The sequence below is a fragment of the Kitasatospora purpeofusca genome (assembly GCF_042691725.1).
Taxonomy (GTDB): Bacteria; Actinomycetota; Actinomycetes; order Streptomycetales; family Streptomycetaceae; genus Kitasatospora; species Kitasatospora purpeofusca_B.
The window spans coordinates 8185404-8200252 of the sequence record NZ_CP170483.1 but is presented as its reverse complement, the minus strand read 5'-3'; the positions used below and the strand labels follow the sequence as shown (position 1 = coordinate 8200252).

Below are 14849 nucleotides of genomic sequence, written 5' to 3'. Positions count from 1 at the left end.
CCCCGGGCCCGGGGCCGCCCGTGGACGGCCGGGTAGCGTTCGCCCCATGAACCACCACCCGCCGGCCGACGACCGCGAGCGCCTCGTCGCGGCCGGGGTGCTGCTCCGCTACCAGGACCACCGCCCCCACCCCGCCCTCGGCCTCTCCCCTATCGGCTACGTCTCAACGGCGCTCTGGTTCGAGCTCTCCGCGCTGGCCATCTCCCCCAACGCCGCAGCGGCGACCGCGCACGCGCTGCTGCGGTCCATCGCCGCCAACGCGGTGGACGCCGCGCTCGCACCCGGCAACGAGTCCGCGCCGCGCGACGACCTCTACGTGACGCACCCCGCGCACATCGGCCCGTACCGCCGGGTGGTCTGGTTCCAGCGCTCCGGGCCACGCGGCCTGATCACGGCGATGTTCGCCCCCGAGCGCTGATCAGCTGCGCCGCGGCGATCCGCCGTCCGGGGCACCGCGTTCGACCCGCAGGCCGTGGCAGGTCCAGCCGAGCCGGTCCGGCCCGTAGGCCGGCGGACGGGCGTGGTAGGTGCCGTCCGCGACCGAGAGGTTGACGATCAGGTAGGCGTGCCAGTCGGCGCCCACGCCCCGGCGGTCGGCGTGGATGAGGGTGTCGTCGACGAACCAGTCCACCGAGTACGCACCGAAGACGGTCCGCAGGCCGAAGGTGGCGCCGGGGGCTATGCCGGCCCCGGCCCCGTGCCAGTACCGGTAGCCGCCCCGGACGTGGTTGGAGACCTCCAGCAGGTCCGGGTTGTCGGGGTGGTACTCGAACACGTCGATCTCGTTGCCGCCGTCCCGCCACGTCCAGATCGCCGGCCAGGCGCCCAGTTCGACGGGCAGCGTGACCCGGGCGCTCAGGGTGTCGCCGGTGCGCACCTGGAAGCTCTCCGGGCTGCCCTCGGTGGTGAGAAGATTGCACGTCCACAGCTCCCCGCCGGGCCGCCGGGTCGCGGCGAACAGGCCGTCGGGGCAGTAGTCGCGGCTGAGGAAGTCGAGTTTGTGGTCGCCCCGGTTGGTCGGCCCCATCCGGGGATAGGAGCTGCTGCGCCCCGCGACCCACTGGCTGGTCGATGTGAAGTCCGCGTCGAACACGACGGCCACGGCTGCCTCCCCGGTACCCGGCGTCGCGGCGGCCCGCTACCGCCGCACACGCTGGGTGAGATACCCGGTACGCAACGCGATATTCGAACCGGACGCTCCGGGTCCAGCGGGGAGTCCGCGTGCACAGCGCGGGCGCCGCGCGCGATCGGCGCGTGATCGGCGCGCGAGCAGGCCCGGTGCGCGGGCGTGCGGGGTCAGCCGATGGGCGCGGGCGTGTCGCTCCCCTGTGTGCCGCCGTCGTGCGCGCCCCCCGGCCCGGCCGGGAGACCACCGGAGCCGTCCTCGGGGCCCGCGGGACCAGCGGAACCAGCGGGGCCTGCGGGGCCCGCGGGCCCCATGCCGCCGAAGGTGTCGGCGCTCAGCCGGTCGGTCACCGACACGACGCCGTCGACCGAGCGGCAGAGCTTCAGCACGATCGGGACGAGGTGCGGCTCGGGCACGGTACCGCTCAGCACCACCCGCCCCTGGTCCACCTCGACGCCCACCTCGGCGGGGCTCACGCCCTCGATCCGGCCGAGCACCTCCTCCACGATCTCGCGGCGGATCACCCGGTCCTCGCGCAGGAAGACCCGCAGCAGGTCGCCCCGGCTGACCATGGCGAACACCCGGCCCTCCTCGTCCAGCACCGGCAGCCGCTTCACACCGTGCCGGCTCATCAGCCGGGCCGCCACGACCACACTGGCGTTCGGGGTGACGCAGACCGCCGGTCCGGTCATCAGGTCGGCGGCCGTGACCGCGCCGTCCGGGCCGGTCCGGGGGAGGTCCGGCGGCGGCATGTGACTGCCCGCGTCCTCCTGGGCGGCCAGGGTGAGCAGCAGGTCGGCCTCCGAGACGATGCCGAGCGGCCGGCCCTCGCCGTCCACCACCGGCACACCGGTGATGTCGTACTCGGCCAACAGCGCGACGATCTCCCGGAAGCCGGTCTCGGGAGCGACCCGGACCACGGGACTGGTCATCACTGATTCGACGGTGGCATGCCGCACGCCGGTTCACCTCGTCCGAAGGCGCGGTCCGACCGGACCTCTGCTCGTCCGATCGGCTGTACCAGGAGCATCTCCCCCGACCGGGCGATCCGCCAGGGGCCAAGGGGCTGAATCGGCGGGACCAAGGGCCCGTCCGGCCCGACGCCGCTCCGACACGGACGGCACCGGACGGCACCGCACGGCACCGGGCGCCACGAGGCCCGGCCCGCCGGCCGGGGCCGCCGCGTTGCGCCGGACGGGCGGCAGCCCGGCCGCCCCCCGTGCGGGTGCGGTCCGCTGCGGAGATCATCGTGGCGACCGCCGACCGCCCCCCGGGAGCCACCGTGACCGATGCCGCCGACCGCCCCCCGGGAGCCACCGTGACCGATGCCGCCGACCGCGTTCCTCCCGGCCCGCCGCGCTGCCTGGTCACCGGGGCCACCGGGTACATCGGCGGCCGGCTGGTGCCGGAGCTGCTGGACGCCGGGCACGCCGTCCGGTGTCTGGTCCGGGATCCGGACCGGCTGCGCGACCACCCCTGGCGCGAACGGGTCGAGGCCGTCGCCGGGGACGTCACCCGGCCGGAGAGCCTGGACGGCGCCTTCACCGGGATCGACGTCGCCTACTACCTGGTGCACGCGCTCGGCACCGGCCCCGGGTTCGAGGCCACCGACCGGGCCGCCGCCGCGGCCTTCGGGCGGGCGGCGGCCCTGGCCGGGGTGCGCCGGATCGTCTACCTGGGCGGGCTCGCGCCCGCCGGGGTTGCGGCCGGGCGGCTCTCCCCGCACCTGCGCTCGCGGGTCGAGGTCGGACGGGTGCTGCGCGACAGCGGCGTGCCGACCGCCGAACTGCGGGCCGCGGTGATCATCGGCTCGGGGTCGGCCTCCTTCGAGATGCTCCGGTACCTCACCGAGCGCCTGCCGGTGATGGTGACCCCGCGCTGGGTGGAGACCCGGATCCAGCCGATCGCCGTACGGGACGTGCTGCGGCTGCTGGTCGGGGCCGCCGGCCTGCCGCCCGGGGTGAACCGCGCCTTCGACATCGGCGGGCCGGAGGTGCTGACGTACCGGCGCATGATGGAGCGCTACGCGGCGGTGGCCGGGCTGCCCCGCCGGCTGATCCTCGCCGTCCCCGTCCTCACCCCGCGGCTCTCCAGTCTCTGGGTCGGCCTGGTGACGCCGGTGCCGGGGTCGATCGCCCGGCCGCTGGTGGAGTCGCTGCGGTACGAGGTGGTCCGCGGCGAGCACGACCTCGACCGGTACCTGCCGGAGCCCCCGGGCGGCGCCATCGGCTTCGACGCGGCGGTCGGGCTCGCGCTGCGGAGGATCCGGGACGCGGACGTCGCCACCCGGTGGTCCTCCGCCTCGCTGCCCGGCGCCCCGAGCGACCCGCTGCCGACCGACCCGGACTGGGCCGGCGGAAGCCTCTACCAGGACGTCCGGGAGCTGCGGGTGGACGCCGACCCGGCGGCGCTGTGGCGGGTCGTGGAGGGGATCGGCGGGGAGAACGGCTGGTACTCCTTCCCGCTCGGCTGGGCCGTGCGCGGCTGGGTCGACCGACTGGTCGGCGGTGTGGGGCTGCGCCGGGGGCGGCGGGACCCGGCGCGGCTGCGGGTCGGCGAGTCGCTCGACTTCTGGCGGGTGGAGGAGATCGAACCGGGGCGGCTGCTGCGGCTGCGCGCGGAGATGCGGCTGCCCGGGCCGGCCTGGCTGGAGCTCACGGTCGCGCCGGACGGCGCGGGCGGGAGCCGGTACCGGCAGCGGGCGCTGTTCCACCCGCGCGGGCTGGCCGGGCACGCGTACTGGTGGGCGGTGGCGCCGTTCCACGCCGTGGTCTTCGGCGGGATGGCCCGGCGGATCACCGAGCAGGCGGCGCGTGGACCCCTGGGCCGCCGGGGCGGACCGGCGGGCGGCTCAGCGTGAGTGGCGCAGGTCCTCCAGCTCGCCGGTCATCCGATCGAGGAAGCGGGCCACGGCGGCGAGTTCGCCGGGGGTGAACTCGGCGCGCACCGTCTCGGTGCGGCGGGCGACCGGCGCGAACCACTCGGCCGCCATCCGGCCGGCGCCCGGGAGGTAGTGCACCAGGACCAGCCGCCGGTCCGCCGCGTCCCGGGTGCGGCGGATGTGCCCGGCCCGCTCCAGGCGGTCCAGTACGGCGGTGACCGCGCCCGAGGAGAGGCCGAGTTCCTCGCCGAGCCGCCCGGGGGTGATGCCCGGGGACGCGGCGGGCTCCTCGGCGACGCGGCCGCCCCGGGCCTGGGCGCCGTGGGGCGTCGGGCCGGCGCGCATGATCGCGAGCAGGGCCTGGACGTCGGTGGTGTGCAGGCCGCTCGCGGCGGCGAAGCCGTGGCCGAGCAGGTTCATCTCGGAGGCGAGGTCCTGCAGCAGACGGCCGAGCTCCGGCGTACCGGAGCCCTGCGGCTCCCCCTGTTCCGCCAAGGCGTGTTCTCCGGTTGCGTGCGAGGTCGGGCTAACCCGTTCAGCCTAACGGTGCCGCCCGCCGCCCGCCGCCCGCGCTCAGATCCCCGGGCCCACGCGCTCACCCGCCGGCTCCGGCACCGCCGGGGCCGCTCCCGGCACCGCGCGCCCGGTGCGGGCCGGCCACCAGACCCGGTCGCCGAGGTCCCGGACCAGGGCGGGCACCAGCAGCGAGCGCACCAGCAGGGTGTCCAGCAGCACGCCGAACGCCACGATGAAGGCGATCTGGGCCAGGAAGGCCAGCGGGATCACGCCGAGCGCGGCGAAGGTCGCGGCCAGCACCACCCCCGCCGAGGTGATCACCCCGCCGGTGGCGGTGAGCCCGCGCAGCACCCCCTCCCGGGTGCCGGAGCGCAGCGCCTCCTCGCGCACCCGGGTCATCAGGAAGATGTTGTAGTCGACCCCGAGCGCGACCAGGAACACGTACCCGTAGAGCGGGACCGAGGGGTCCACGGCGGAGAACCCGAACACGTGCGGGAAGACCACCGCGCTCACGCCGAGCGTCGCCAGGTAGGAGAGCCCGACGGTGGCGGCCAGCAGTACCGGGGCGACCAGCGAACGCAGCAGCAGGACGAGGACGGCGAGCACGCACAGCAGCACCACCGGGGTGATGAGGGTGCGGTCGCGGGCGGCGGTGGTCCGGGTGTCGTCCTGCTGGGCGGTGTAGCCGCCGACCAGCGTGTCCGCGCCCGGGACGGCGTGCACGGCCTGCCGCAGCCGGTGGACGGTGGCGATCGCCGCGTCGCTGTCGGCCGGGTCGGTGAGCGTCGCCTCCAGCCGGACCCGGCCGTCGACGACCAGCGGCGCGCCGCCCGGCGCCCCGGCGGTGGTGGCGCGCACGGCGGCCACGCCGGGGACGGCGGCGGCCGCCGCGGTGACGGCCTCCGAGCGGTCGGCGGCGGCGATCACCACGGCGGGGTTGCCGCTGCCGCCCGGGAAGTGCGCGGAGAGCAGCCGCTGGCCGGCCGCCGAGGGCTGGGCCTTGACGAACAGTTCGCTCTGCGGCACGCCGCCGGCGTCCAGGGTGGGGGCGAGGGCGGCCAGTGCCGCGAGCACGGCCAGGCTCGCCGCCCACAGGGCGCGCGGGCGGCGGGCGACCAGGGCCGCGACCCGGGCCCAGACGGCGTGCACCGGGGCCCGGCCGTCGGCGGCGGGCCGGGACGGCCAGTAGGCGGCGCGCCCGGCCAGCACCAGGGCGGCCGGCAGAAAGGTGAGCGCGGAGAGCACGGCGCAGCCGATGCCGATGGCGCCGACCGGGCCGAGCGCCCGGTTGTTGGTCAGGTCGGAGAGCAGCAGCACCAGCAGGCCGAGCGCGACGGTGGCACCGGAGGCGGTGATCGGCTCGACGGACTGCCGCCAGGCGGTGCGCAGCGCGGCGAACCGGTCGCCGTGCAGGTGCAGTTCCTCGCGGAAGCGGGCGGAGAGCAGCAGGCCGTAGTCGGTGGCGGCGCCGATGACGAGGATCGACAGCAGGCCCTGGATCTGGCCGTCGACGGTGACCAGGCCGTGGTCGGCGAGCAGGTAGACCAGGGCGCAGGCGATGCCGAGGGCGAAGACGGCACCGAGGATGACCAGCAGCGGCAGCAGCACGGCGCGGTAGACGGCGAGCAGGATCAGCAGGACGACGCCGAGCGCGACGCCGAGCAGCAGGCCGTCGATGCCGGCGAAGGCGCCGCCGAGGTCGGCGAGGATGGCGGCGGGTCCGGCCAGGCCGACGGTGGTGTCGGGGACGCCTTCGGCGAGTGCGCGGACGGCGCGCACGGTGTCGCCGGTCTCGCGGCCGAGGTCGGCGCGCAGCTGGACGACGCCCTGGAGGGCGCGGCCGTCGGCGGCGGGGACGGCGGGCGAGACGCGTCCGGTGGCGCCGGGCAGCGCGGCGGCGGCGTGCAGGGCCTGCTCGGCGGCGGAGCGGCGGGTGTCGTCGAGGGGGCCGGTGCGGCTCTCCCAGACGACGATGACCGGCAGGGAGTCGCCGGCCCGGAAGCCGGCGCCGAGCCGGGCGGCCTCGGTGGACTCGGCGCTGCGGGGCAGGAAGGCGGCCCGGTCGTTGGTGGCGACCTCGCCGAGCCGGCCCGCGTAGGAGCCGAAGGCGCCGCCGAGGCCGAGCCAGACGACCAGCAGGGCGAGCGGGACGAGCAACCGGGCGCGGCGCCGCCGGGCGGACGGGGCCGGCGGTGCGGCGGCGGGGGCGGGACGGTCAGCGGGCATGGCGGGGCGCCCTCCGGACTGGGGCGGGGTGCGGACAGCCCGGATCATATCTCTCGATGGTCAAGAGACTTGACGGGTGGAGAGACCTCGCGGCCGCGCCAGGAGTCCGGCCACCGAGAGCGCGCCCCAGCCGACCGAGACGGCGACCGCCATCACCCGGTGCCGCCGGGCCGGGAGGGCGGTGGCGAGCAGGGCGGCGTCGCCGAGGTCGGAGGCGATCCGGACGGCGGTGGCGGTGCGCAGCGCGGCGTCGTTCGGGGCGAGGGCCATGGCGAGGCCGCAGGCGGCGTCGCGGAGCGCGAGCGGGCGCAGGCAGGCGGCGACCGGGGCGGGCACCGAGCCGTCGGGCGCGGTGAGGCCGGAGGGGCGGGCGAGCAGCGCCGGTCGGCGGGCGACGGCGAGTCCGTAGACGGCGGTGGCGGCGCCGGTGAGGCGCAGCAGGCGCTGGTGCATGGCGGTGGTCTCCCGGGTGGGTGGCGGACGGGTGCGCCCAGTCTGGCGCCGTCGGGCCCGGGCACGCCGACGGCCCACCGGCGCGGGACCGGTGGGCCGTCGGCACGCTGCCCGTGGGGCGTCAGGAGACGCGCTTGATCTGCCAGGCGTTGTTGTTGAAGCTCGGCACGGCCGAGTAGTTGCAGCTGCTGTTGTAGAACGAGGAGAGCTGCACCCAGCCGGCCGGCTGGTAGGTCGAGGCGCACACGGTGAGCGTGGTGCCGATCGGCAGACCGGCGATCTGCTTGATCTGCTTCTTGTTGGGGCTGAAGGTCGAGGAGCAGCTGATGTCGTTCCACCACTGGACGTCGACCCAGCCGGCGGGGGTGAGCTGGCTGGCGCAGACGTTCTGGGTGTCGCCGGGGGCGGCGTGCGCGGTGGTCGCGGTCAGGGTGAGCGCGGCGGCGGTACAGCCGAGGGCCAGGGCGGCGGCACGAAGACGGGACACGGTGCGGCTCCTCTCGACGGTGCGGGCGGTCCGCACCGGCCACCCATTCCTACCGGTGCGATCATGTACACGGCCAGAGGCTTTCCGGTCCGGTGCGCGGAGGTGCGCGACGCGTTCGCGCCTGTTGACAGCCCGCCGCCGAGGGCCCGTCCGCTCCCCCGGTGGGCGGGGCGCGGACGGGCCGGGCGGGGCGCGGACGGGCCGGGCGGGGCGCGGACGGGCCGGGCGGGGCGCGGACGGGCCGGGCGGGGCGCGGACGGGCCGGGCGGGGCGCGGACGGGCCGGGCGGGGCGGGGGGCGTCAGCCCGTGATCGGCTTGACGTCCAGGCGGATGTGGTCGACGGCCCAGAACCAGTTGTTCCCGGCGTCGTACATCCGGAACTTCAGCGTCACGCCGCGGGCGCCCGCCGGGACGGCGAACTGCTTGGCGACGAAGGTGTTCTGGACGTCCTTGCCGGCGTTGTCGTTGCCGGTGGCGTCGGAGCTGTAGAACACCAGGCGGGTCTCGGTGCCGTTGTCGAACACCGCGGTGACCGCGGCCTTCTGCGGGGCCTCCTGCCGGTAGTGCGAGTCGAAGCCCAGGTACAGGGTGGTGGCGCCGGCGGGGACGGGCACCGCGGGCGAGACCAGGGTCGAGTCGAAGACGCCCTTCTTGGACGGCGAGCCGGTGTCGTCCCAGTCGTCCGGGTCGGCGACGGCCAGGATGCCCAGGCCGCGGGTGAAGTTGCCGCGGTCCTGGCCGGCCGGGTTGGACCACTCGCGCTTGGTGTGGAAGGTCCAGCCCTGGAGGCGGGTGGTGCCCTGCGGCATGCCCGGTGCGTTGACCACCGACCAGCCCTGCGGCGCCTGCGGCGTCCAGCCGAGGACTCCGCCGACCGGCTGGAGCGCGCCGGCCAGCGACTCGAAGTCCTCGCCGAGCAGATGGCCGGCCATCACCGGCGCGGTGCGGGCGGCGAGCTCGCCGTCGGCGACGGCGAAGCGGTCGCCGGCCTGCGCCCGGGCGGTGACCAGGACGCGGTGGGCGGCACCGTCCGGCAGCTGGGCGGGCGGGGTGACGTCCCACTCGGCGGTGGCGGTGGCCCCCGCGGCGAGCGAGGCGGGCGCGGCGGTGACGGCGGCGACCGTCCAGCCGGCCGGGACGACCGGCTGGGCCTCCAGCGCGGTCAGCGCGGTGGTGGCGGTGAAGCGGGCGGTGACCCGGGCCGGGCGGCCGGGCAGCAGGATCGCCTCGTCGATGGTGGTCGAGGCGGCCTTGAGCGCGACGTCCACGGCCAGCGGGTCGGCCAGGCCCATCGCCGGGTCGGTGAGCAGGTGCTCGCCGTCCCAGGGGAAGCGGCCGGCGATCCGGCGGCGGAAGCCCAGCTCGCCGCGGACGCCGACGGCGACGTCGTACCAGCCCTCGGGGCCGACCTTGACGTTGACGGTCCGGTCGTCCCCGGCGGCGACCCGGACCTCGCGCAGACCGTCACCGTAGGCGAGGTCGCCGACCAGGAAGGTCTGGGCGGTGCGCGAGCGGTTGATCACGTCCACCTCCAGCACCTTGCCGTCCTTCTCCTCGGAGAGCGAGATCTCGTAGGGCGCCTCGACGGTGCCGCGCAGGTGCCACAGCGCACCGTTGGGGCCGTGCACGCGCAGGTCGTAGCCGTCCCGGCCGACCGTCCAGACGTCGGAGAGCCGGGACTTGGCGCCGACGGTGTAGTGGCGCGGCGGGGTGCCGGGCTCCGGGTAGACCGCGAGGACGGCGCCCTGCTTGCCCTGGTTGATGAAGTCGACGGTCAGCTGGTCGCCCTTGAGGCGCGGCTTGACGATCAGGTCGTACGGGGCCGGGCGGGCGGGCCGGGTGCCGCGCTCCTGCTGCGGGAAGACCTGCGGGTCGGGCACGGTGGGCGCGGGCAGCCTGCCGGTGTCGGTGACCTTCTGGCGGTTGCCGCTGGTGTCCGGCAGCTCGGGCCGGCGCGGGTCACGGCCGGAGAAGTCGAAGACGTTGGTGAGGTCGCCGCAGACCGAGCGCCGCCAGGGGCTGATGTTGGGCTCCTGGATGCCGAACCGCTGCTCCAGGAAGCGCAGCACCGAGGTGTGGTCGTAGACGGTGGAGTCGACGACGCCGCCGCGGGTCCACGGCGAGACGACGATCATCGGCACCCGCACGCCCAGGCCCATCGGGTAGGGGCCGGAGACCAGGCTCTCGCCGGCGGGCAGGGTGTCGGACCAGGCGAGCGAGCCGTCGGCGGCCTTGACCCGGTACCTGCCGTCCTGGCCGACCACCCGGTGGTAGGTGGAGCCGCCCTTGCCCACCCGGACGACGACCTCGCCGTCGACCGGCACGGTGGACTTGCCGCGGCCGGCGGCCAGCGGCGGGACGGGCGGCAGGTGGTGGTCCATGAATCCGCCGTGCTCGTCGTAGTTGAGGATGAAGACGGTCTTCTGCCACACCTCGGGCGTGGCCGCGAGGGCCGCCAGCAGCCGGGCGGTGAGGTGCTCGCCGTTCGGCGGCGCGTAGTTGGCGTGCTCGGAGAGCGCGGCGGGGGCGACGATCCAGGAGACCTGCGGGAGGGCGTCGGCCTGGACGTCGGCGGCGAAGGCCTCGACCAGGGCGTCGCCCATCGCGAAGGGGTCGCCCTTCTTGGCCGGGTCGCCGACGGCGCGCATGCCGCGCTCGTAGAGCGGCTCACCGGGCTTGGCCTTGACGAAGGGGGTGAACCAGGCGAGCGCGTTGTCGTCGAAGTTGTCCAGCGCCTGGTAGGTCTTCCAGCTGACGCCGGCCTTCTCCAGGCGCTCGGCGTAGGTGGTCCACTCGTAGCCGCCGGGGATCTCGGTGTTGTCGGTGACCGGGGTGTCCCGGACGGTGCCGCCGCTGGTACCCGTCATGACGTGGTCGCGGTTGGTGTTGGTGTTGCACTGCACCGACGCGTAGTAGGCGTCACAGGTGGTGAACACCGAGGAGAGCGCGTGGTAGAAGGGCATGTCGGCGCTCTCGTAGTAGCCCTGGCCGAGCCAGCCGCTCGAGCGGCGGGTGACCGAGCCGTCAGCGAGGCCGTCGTTCCAGGCCTTCATCGAGTCGACGAAGCCGAACGCGGGGGCGCCCTGCTGGTAGGCGTTGGTGTGGGCGGCGTTCATCGCGAAGGGCAGCAGGTAGCCCTCCTTGCGGCTGGGGTCGGGCTGGTGGAAGACCGAGCGGCCGTTGACGCCGCGCACCGCCGTGCGGTCGCCGAAGCCGCGGACGCCGGCCTGGGTGCCGAAGTAGTGGTCGAAGGCGCGGTTCTCCTGCATGAACACCACGACGTGCTGGATGTCCGCCAGCCGGCCGGGGCGGGCCGGCGCGGCGAGCGCCTCGCGCACGCTGAGCGGAAGGGCGGACAGCGCGGCGGCCGCCGCCGCGCCGCCGAGCAGGGTGCGGCGCGACAGTTCGGGCTTCGGACTCATCGGGGGTGGCTCCTTGTACAAAGCGGGGGCGGTCGGACGCTTTGGTCCAGACCCGTTATGTGTACGGGCCCCAGATGGACGGGAACGGGGGGTTCGATGGCGCGTCGGTGACGGACAGTGAACCCCGAGCTGTACAGACAACTTGGCCCGCGTCGGCCGCCCTCGACGGCGCCGGCCACCCCGGTCGCCGCGGCAATTTTGACGGCAGCCCTTCAAATTCCCCGGAATCCGGGAAAAGGAAGGTAGTTGACGAACCGTCGGCAGGCACCGGCCAGGTCGTGGACAACCCTTGACGAGGCATGTGGTCTGTGGAAATCTCTCGGCAGGTCCAGGCCAATGATCTTCGAACGGGGGAGAGGATCGGATCGTCTGACGCTTCAGGGGGGAATCCTGGGAGTCGGGCCCGGCCGTTCCTCGGCGTCCTGCCGACCGGTCCGCGGGGCGGGCCGGCCGCCCTTCGGCAGTCGCGTCGTCCGACCGCGCCGTGCCGTTACGGACACCGCTCGGACGGGTGCCCCGCAGCTCCGTCTCCGACTCCCGAATCGAGCACAGCATGTCCGACTCCCCCAACCGGCCCGACCCCGCCCCCGCCGCGGGGGAACCCGCGAGAGCGACGGACGCAACCGGGCCCGCCTCCCCCGCCCAGCACGGGATCTGGCTGACCAGCAGACTCACCCACGTGCCCGAGGTCTTCCACCTCGCGCTGCGCCTCACCTTCGACCGGATCGACACCGGGGCCCTGGCCCGCGCCGTCGCCGCGACCGCCGCCCGGCACCCCGCGCTCGGGGCGGCCCTGGTGGAGCGGGACGGCGTGGTCCACCGGATACCCGCCGGCCGGGCACCCGCGCTCACCGTCCTCGACACCGCCGCCGACAACGGCGAGGCGATCGCCAAGCGGCTCGCCGAGGAGCTCGCCCTCCCCTTCGACCTGGCCACCGGACCGCTCGCCCGGTTCGCCCTGCACCGGCGGCCGGACGGCAGCGCCGAGCTGCTGGTGGTCGCCCACCACGCGGTGTTCGACGGGAACTCCAAGGACGTGCTCGCCGCCGACCTGGCCGCCGGGTACGCCGCCGCCCTCGCGGGCGAGGCGCCCGCCGCGGCCCCGTCGGCCGCCGAGGCCGCCCCCGCCGCCCCCGCCCCCGCCCCCGCCCCCGCCGACGTCGAGCGGGCCGCCGCGTTCCACGGCCCCCGCTGGGCCGCCGCCACCGACCCGGTGCTGCCCGGCGGCGCCCGGGCCACCACCGACGCCGGCCCCGGCGAGGCCGTCACCTGGCGCCTCGACGGCGCCGGCCGGGAGGCCCTCGCGCAGGCCGCCCGGGAGGCCGGGGTCACCGTCTTCGAGTTCCTGCTCGCCGCCCTGCACGGCCTGCTGCGCCGCTACGGCGGCGAGGCCGTGCCGGTCGCCGTCCCGTTCGGCACCCGGCGCCCCGGGCAGCACGAGGCGATCGGCCTGTTCGTCAACGAGCTGCCCGTGTACGCCCCGGCCGACGCCGACGAGCGGAGCACCTTCGCGCGCTACGCCCAAGCCGTGCGCGCCGAGGTCCGGCTGACCTCGGCCCACCGCGCCGTCCCGTTCGGCGCCGCCGTGCCCGGGCTCACCCCCCGGGCCGGGCTCGCGCCGGTCTCCTTCGGCTACCGCCGCCGCACCACCGCCGAGCCGCTCTTCCCGGGCAGCGCGACCCGGGTCGACTGGACGGTCTTCCACCACGCGGCCCGCAACACCCTGCACCTCCAGGCCGTCGAGGACGCCGAGGCGATCGACTTCTCCCTCCAGTACGACCCGGCCGTGCTCGCCGCGCCCGCCGCCCGGCGGATCGCCGGCCACCTCGCCACCCTGCTCGCCGCCGCCGCGGCCGACCCCGGCACGGCGCTGGGCGAGCTGCCGCTGCTGGACGCCGCCGAGCAGCGCCTGGTCACCACCGCCTGGAACGCCACCGCCCACGCCTACCCGGGCGAGCGGACCGTGCTCGACCTGGTCCGGGAGCAGGCCGCCGCCGCCCCGGACGCGCTCGCCGTGGTGGCCGGCGAGCAGCGGCTGACCTACCGCGAGCTGCTGCGGCGCGCCGAGCGGCTGGCCGGCGCGCTGACCGCGGCCGGCATCGGCCGGGACGACCTGGTCGGCCTGCACCTCGCCCGCACCGCCGACCTGCCGGCCGCGCTGCTCGCCGTGCACACCGTCGGCGCGGGCTACCTGCCGCTGGACCCGGGCTACCCGGCCGAGCGGCTGGCCTTCGTGCTCGCCGACTCCGGCGCCGCCCTGCTGCTGGCCGACCGCGAGCCGGCGCCCGAGGTGGCCGCCGCCGCCCCGGCGGTGCTCCGCCTCCCGGCGGCGGGGGACGCGCCCGCGCCGACCGGGGCCGCCCCCGGCCGGCTCGCCTACGTGCTCTACACCTCCGGCTCCACCGGCCGCCCCAAGGGCGTGGAGATCGGCCACCGGGCGCTGGTCAACCTGCTCACCGCCTTCGCCGACCGGCTCGGCTCCGGCCCCCGGGACGTCTGGCTCGGCCTCACCTCGCTGTCCTTCGACATCTCCGCCCTCGAACTGCTGCTGCCGCTGACCACCGGCGGGCGGCTGGTACTGGCCCCGGACGGCCTGGCCGTCGACGGGCCCGGGCTGCGCGACCTGGTCGAGCGCGAGGGCGTCACCCACGTCCAGGCCACCCCCTCCGGCTGGCGGGTCCTGCTCGGCGCCGGGCCGCTGCCGTCCGGGCTGACCGGCCTGGTCGGCGGCGAGGCCCTGCCCCTGCCGCTGGCCCGGCAGCTGCGGGCCGGCACCGACCGGCTGCTCAATGTCTACGGGCCGACCGAGACCACCATCTGGTCCACCTGCGCCGAACTCCCGGCCGCCCCCGAGGCGGTCCGGATCGGCCGGCCGATCGCCAACACCCGCGCCTATGTGCTGGACGCCCGGCGCCGGCCGCTGCCGATCGGGGTGCCGGGCGAGCTGTACCTGGGCGGCGACGGCCTCGCCGAGGGCTACCTGGGGCGGCCCGAGCTGACCGCCGAGCGCTTCGTCGACGACCCCTTCGGCGCCCCCGGCGACCGGCTCTACCGCACCGGCGACCTGGTCGCCTGGAGCCCCGAGGGCGAACTGGAGTTCCTCGGCCGGCTCGACGACCAGGTCAAGATCCGCGGCCACCGGATCGAGCTGGGCGAGATCGAGTCCGCGCTGCTCGCCCACCCGGGCCTCGCCGAGGCCGCCGCCGCGGTGCACCGCGAGGAGGACGGCGAGGAGCCGTTCGTCGCCGGGTACCTCGTCCCGGCCGCCGGGGGCACCGCGCCCTCCCCCGCCGAACTGCGCGCCTTCCTCCAGCGGACGCTGCCCGGCGCCGCCGTCCCGCAGCGCTTCCTGGTCCTCGACCGGCTGCCGCTGACGCCCAACGGCAAGCTGGACCGGCGCGCGCTGCCCGTCCCGCCGGTGCCGGTCGACACGGCCGCCGCCGCGCCCGACGACGCGCAGGACCGGGACGAGGTGCTCACCGCCGTCCTCGGGATCTGGTCCGAGGTGCTGCGGCTGCCCGACCTCGGCCCCGAGGAGGACCTCTTCGAACTCGGCGGGCACTCCCTGACGATCATCCAGATCACCGCCAGGATCCGCGACCTGCTCGGCGTCGAGCTGGACTTCGACGTCTTCTTCGCCACCCCGACCCCGCTCGGCATCGCCGCGGCCGTCCGCGAGCTGCGCTGACCCGTGGGAGGCCCGGCCGGGCCTCCCACACCCCGCTCCCGCGTCTCCC

10 protein-coding genes are annotated in these 14849 nt (G+C 76.1%); 3 read left to right on the top strand and 7 right to left on the bottom strand.

Annotated features, from left to right (window positions below; all coding sequences use genetic code 11):
* Positions 1-46 precede the first annotated feature (46 nt).
* Positions 47-418 carry a hypothetical protein gene (locus ACFCLZ_RS35355; protein WP_380281992.1) on the top strand — a complete coding sequence of 124 codons (372 nt, stop codon included), beginning with the start codon at positions 47-49 and terminating at the stop codon, positions 416-418.
* Here the strand turns inward: ACFCLZ_RS35355 and ACFCLZ_RS35350 are convergent, their stop codons facing one another.
* Together ACFCLZ_RS35350 and ACFCLZ_RS35345 are read right to left on the bottom strand one after the other, a co-directional pair.
* Positions 419-1102, bottom strand: a complete 684-nt coding sequence (locus tag ACFCLZ_RS35350) for a beta-glucanase (protein ID WP_380281991.1) — start codon at positions 1100-1102, stop codon at positions 419-421. It lies immediately after the preceding gene.
* A 194-nt stretch (positions 1103-1296) separates the two neighbouring features.
* On the bottom strand, positions 1297-2058 hold the full coding sequence (locus ACFCLZ_RS35345) for a CBS domain-containing protein (protein ID WP_380281990.1): 762 nt from the start codon (positions 2056-2058) through the stop codon (positions 1297-1299).
* A 386-nt stretch (positions 2059-2444) separates the two neighbouring features.
* On the opposite strand from ACFCLZ_RS35345, the gene ACFCLZ_RS35340 reads away from it, so the two are divergent.
* Entirely contained in the window at positions 2445-3986 is a 1542-nt protein-coding gene (locus ACFCLZ_RS35340; protein ID WP_380281989.1) for an SDR family oxidoreductase, read from the top strand.
* Here the strand turns inward: ACFCLZ_RS35340 and ACFCLZ_RS35335 are convergent.
* The 5 genes from ACFCLZ_RS35335 to ACFCLZ_RS35315 all read right to left on the bottom strand — a co-directional run bounded on the left by ACFCLZ_RS35335 (position 3978) and on the right by ACFCLZ_RS35315 (position 11112).
* A complete protein-coding gene (locus tag ACFCLZ_RS35335; protein WP_380281988.1) occupies positions 3978-4502 on the bottom strand; it encodes a MarR family winged helix-turn-helix transcriptional regulator in 525 nt (174 codons plus the stop codon). The genes ACFCLZ_RS35340 and ACFCLZ_RS35335 overlap by 9 nt on opposite strands.
* A 78-nt stretch (positions 4503-4580) precedes the next feature.
* Positions 4581-6749 carry an MMPL family transporter gene (locus ACFCLZ_RS35330; protein WP_380281987.1) on the bottom strand — a complete coding sequence of 723 codons (2169 nt, stop codon included), beginning with the start codon at positions 6747-6749 and terminating at the stop codon, positions 4581-4583.
* A gap of 60 nt (positions 6750-6809) precedes the next feature.
* A complete protein-coding gene (locus tag ACFCLZ_RS35325) occupies positions 6810-7202 on the bottom strand; it encodes a hypothetical protein (protein ID WP_380281986.1) in 393 nt (130 codons plus the stop codon).
* 121 nt (positions 7203-7323) lie between these two features.
* Entirely contained in the window at positions 7324-7689 is a 366-nt protein-coding gene (locus ACFCLZ_RS35320) for a hypothetical protein (protein ID WP_380281985.1), read from the bottom strand.
* 300 nt (positions 7690-7989) lie between these two features.
* On the bottom strand, positions 7990-11112 hold the full coding sequence (locus ACFCLZ_RS35315) for a phosphocholine-specific phospholipase C (protein ID WP_380281984.1): 3123 nt from the start codon (positions 11110-11112) through the stop codon (positions 7990-7992).
* A gap of 553 nt (positions 11113-11665) precedes the next feature.
* Here ACFCLZ_RS35315 and ACFCLZ_RS35310 point away from each other — a divergent pair.
* Complete coding sequence (locus tag ACFCLZ_RS35310) at positions 11666-14800, top strand: amino acid adenylation domain-containing protein (protein ID WP_380281983.1); 3135 nt, start codon at positions 11666-11668, stop codon at positions 14798-14800.
* The last annotated feature ends 49 nt before the right edge of the window (positions 14801-14849 follow it).

Excerpts from the sequence above, each read along its gene's own strand:
- ACFCLZ_RS35315 (WP_380281984.1), bottom strand. The coding sequence starts at position 11,112 with ATGAGTCCGAAGCCCGAACTGTCGCGCCGCACCCTGCTCGGCGGCGCG.
- ACFCLZ_RS35325 (WP_380281986.1), bottom strand. The coding sequence starts at position 7,202 with ATGCACCAGCGCCTGCTGCGCCTCACCGGCGCCGCCACCGCCGTCTAC.
- ACFCLZ_RS35310 (WP_380281983.1), top strand. The coding sequence starts at position 11,666 with ATGTCCGACTCCCCCAACCGGCCCGACCCCGCCCCCGCCGCGGGGGAA.
- ACFCLZ_RS35330 (WP_380281987.1), bottom strand. The coding sequence starts at position 6,749 with ATGCCCGCTGACCGTCCCGCCCCCGCCGCCGCACCGCCGGCCCCGTCC.
- ACFCLZ_RS35355 (WP_380281992.1), top strand. The coding sequence starts at position 47 with ATGAACCACCACCCGCCGGCCGACGACCGCGAGCGCCTCGTCGCGGCC.
- ACFCLZ_RS35345 (WP_380281990.1), bottom strand. The coding sequence starts at position 2,058 with ATGACCAGTCCCGTGGTCCGGGTCGCTCCCGAGACCGGCTTCCGGGAG.